This window comes from Microcystis sp. LE19-10.1B, assembly GCF_027530565.1.
Lineage (GTDB): Bacteria > Cyanobacteriota > Cyanobacteriia > Cyanobacteriales > Microcystaceae > Microcystis > Microcystis aeruginosa.
The window spans coordinates 1-3,512 of sequence record NZ_JAPZQM010000589.1; the positions used below are offsets into that span (position 1 = coordinate 1).

Annotated in this window: 1 protein-coding gene; it reads left to right on the plus strand. The window is 39.2% G+C overall.

Going from position 1 to position 3,512, the window contains the following annotated elements; all coding sequences use genetic code 11:
- The first annotated feature begins 152 nt into the window (after positions 1-152).
- Positions 153-3,383: a DUF7149 domain-containing protein gene (locus O9332_RS21385; RefSeq protein WP_288027311.1), complete on the plus strand. Its 3,231-nt coding sequence runs from the start codon at positions 153-155 to the stop codon at positions 3,381-3,383.
- Positions 3,384-3,512 lie beyond the last annotated feature (129 nt).

Here is a 3,512-nt window from a genome sequence, read left to right on the forward strand (position 1 = left end):
TTTTCTGAAAACCCTTGACAAATGGCGAGACTTGCTTTAGACTTTATGTATAATGGGAATCCGTGCGCCCATATATATAGGGTTTTTGAGGGAAGATAAGAGAGAAAAAAATAGACTCAAAAATCGGGATGGGTAGGAATAGGGATAAAGGTATGAAGACGGAAATTTTCTCTCCCCGACAAGCATTAAACAAAGCATTCCTGAGAGTCAAACCGAGTCGTAGTCAGGTGGAGAAGTTTCAAACCCACCTAGGACAACTCTTGGGGAGTATAAACGAGACAGAATCGGAGGAATTCCATAAAAACCTGCTTGCAGACTTTCTCAAACACAGCTACTACAGTCCCCAACATTTCATCAACACCAAGGGAAGGAATGATTTAGTCATCCATAATGGGAAAGAATCGCGGGATTCCGTGGGGGTGATATTGGAAGTCAAGAAACCCAGCAATAAAAGCGAGATGCTGCGGAGAGACAAACTCAACTGTAAAGCATTACAAGAATTACTCCTCTACTTCCTACGGGAAAGAATAACCGAGAAAAACCTAGAGATAAAACACCTGATTGCTACCAATATATATGAGTGGTTTATCTTCGATGGGAATATCTTCGAGAGACTATTCGCACAAAATCAGGAACTTGTCAGACAGTTTAATGACTTTGAGACGGGGAGACTAACGGGAAAAACCACCGACTTCTTCTATAAACAGATAGGGGAACCCTTCCTTAACTCCAGACTCGATTCCCTGACATACACCCATTTTGACTTGCGGGAATACACCCAAACCATCTGGGAGGACGAACATAACCTCATCAGTCTCTATAAAATCTTTTCTCCCGAACACCTCTTAAAACTCCCCTTTGCGAACGATAGCAACAGTCTCGACAAAAACTTTTATAGTGAACTGCTGCATATCATCGGATTGACAGAGATAAAAGAGGGAGGAAAAAAACTCATCCAACGTCTGCAACCGGCAGCGCGTCAACCCGGTTCGCTGCTAGAGAACGCTATCAGTCAAGTAGAGAGTTTAGATAAAATCTCTCGTTTATCCAATCCCGAAGAATTTGGGGAGACGGAAGAGGAGAGACTATTGAATATCGGTTTAGAGTTGGGGATAACCTGGATAAATAGAATCCTCTTCCTCAAACTATTAGAAGCGCAGATAATTAGGTATCATCGGGGGGATAAGTCGTTAGGGTTTCTCAATTTAGGCAAAATTGCCAACTATGACGACTTAAATCGCTTATTTTTCAGCGTTTTAGCCAAAAAACAGTCAGAAAGAAGCAAAGACATCCAGAATATCTATACTCAGGTTCCCTATCTCAACAGTTCCCTATTTGAACCGACGGAATTAGAACAATCAACCATAGTTATCAGTAACCTGCGTTCGGAGAATTTAGAGATTTTTGCGGGAACAGTCTTAAAGGATAGTCAGGGGAAAAAGCGAACAGGAGAAATCAACGCTTTAGCATACCTATTCGAGTTTCTCAATGCCTACGATTTTAGCAGCGAAGGTGGGGAAGCGATACAGGAGGATAACAAGACTCTTATCAATGCGTCGGTGTTGGGATTAATCTTTGAGAAAATCAACGGATATAAGGATGGTTCCTTTTTCACCCCCGGTTTCATCACTATGTATATGTGTCGGGAAACGATTCGACGCGCAGTGATAGAGAAATTTAACCAGAGTCAGGGATGGGATTGTCAGACTATCGAGGATGTATATAACCGCATCAAAGATAAAACGGCAGCCAATGCTATTATCAATAGTCTCAAAATTTGTGATCCTGCGGTGGGTTCGGGACATTTTCTTGTTTCTGCTTTGAACGAGATAATCGCAATTAAGAGTGAGTTACAGATTTTAGTGGATAAAGAGGGGAAAACTCTCAGGGATTATCGGGTTGAGGTGGTGAACGATGAGTTAATCGTCACCGATGATGACGGTAATCTGTTTGAGTATAATCCCCGCAACCGAGAAAGTCAGCGCGTACAGGAGACTTTATTTCAGGAAAAACAGCGTCTGATTGAGGGGTGTCTCTTTGGAGTTGATATCAATCCCAACTCGGTGAAAATCTGTCGATTGCGTTTATGGATTGAGTTACTCAAGAATGCTTACTACAAAGCAGATAACGAGTTAGAGACGTTACCGAATATCGATATTAATATCAAGGTTGGCAATTCTCTGATTAGTCGCTTTGGGTTATCCAATGATTTACAAGTCTTTTCCCGCAAAAATCGTTTAAGTATCGAGAGTTATAAGGATGCGGTGAGAGTCTATCGCAACGCGGAGGATAAATCGCAAAAGCGCGAGATGGAGAGATTGATAAGTGAGATTAAGAGTAGTTTTCGTCAGACTTTACGGTTAGATAATCCTCTGAAAAAGCGCTTGCGGGGTTTGGAAACGGATTTATATAGTCTAGAGAATCAAATTTTGTTATTTGAGGAGTCACCCAAGGAAAAGAAAGCGCGGGAAAGGAAGATTAGTCAGTTAAGGAATGAGATTGATAAATTACGTCCGCAACTAGAGGAGATTGAAAGCGGTAAGATTTATCATAATGCTTTTGAATGGCGCTTCGAGTTCCCCGAAGTCCTAGACGATAAGGGGGATTTTGTCGGTTTTGATGTGGTAATTGGCAATCCTCCTTATATAAGTATTGAAGATATAACTTGGGACCAGAGAAGATTTTACGAAACCATTTATCAAACGGCTACTGGAAGATTTGACTTGTATTCTCTATTCATTGAGAAAGCAATGCAAATAAAACAGCCAACAGGTGTTTTCACTTACATTATTCCAGGAAAGTTTTTAAACAACAAACAATTTGTTACTGCTCGTAAAATTGTTTGCGATAATCACGGAGTTACGGTTGTAAAAATTGACGAAAAAGTATTTGAAGATGCACAAGTAAATAGTGTAATTGTAGAAAATTATCCCACTACAAAAGCACAATACAAAGCATTTAAAATCACAAGGCAAGAATTGCAACAGCTTTCAGAAACTGAAGTATCAAGTATCTTGAACGATAAGGAGATAATTTTTCGATTAGAAATAAATACCAAATTTGATCACCTCATTGCTAAAATTGAGGCAGATACACTGAAATTAAAAGAAATTGCAGAAGTGAAAGACGGAATTGTTGCAGGTACAATCAAAGACATTTTATACATTGATAAAAAGTTAGACAAAGACAGCCACAAACTTTATTTCGGTAAAAACCTTTCAAGATTTCATTTAGGCACAACTGATGTTTGGGTTAATTATAAACCCGAAGAAATGATGAAGCAAGAAGTTAAAAGACAAGCAGGTAAAAGGTCTGGACTTTGGATGAGAGATAAAAAAATATTTGAGAGAGAAACAATTATTTATCGCAAAGTTGGTAAGTAGTCATGCAAAATTAATTACCCAAATAAAAAATTAAGAAGTATAATACATAAAAAAACGAAGCAGCAGGAAAATACAATGAGATTGATTAGAGACCTAAACCCCGAGAGCCAGAAAATGCTAGAGAGAATT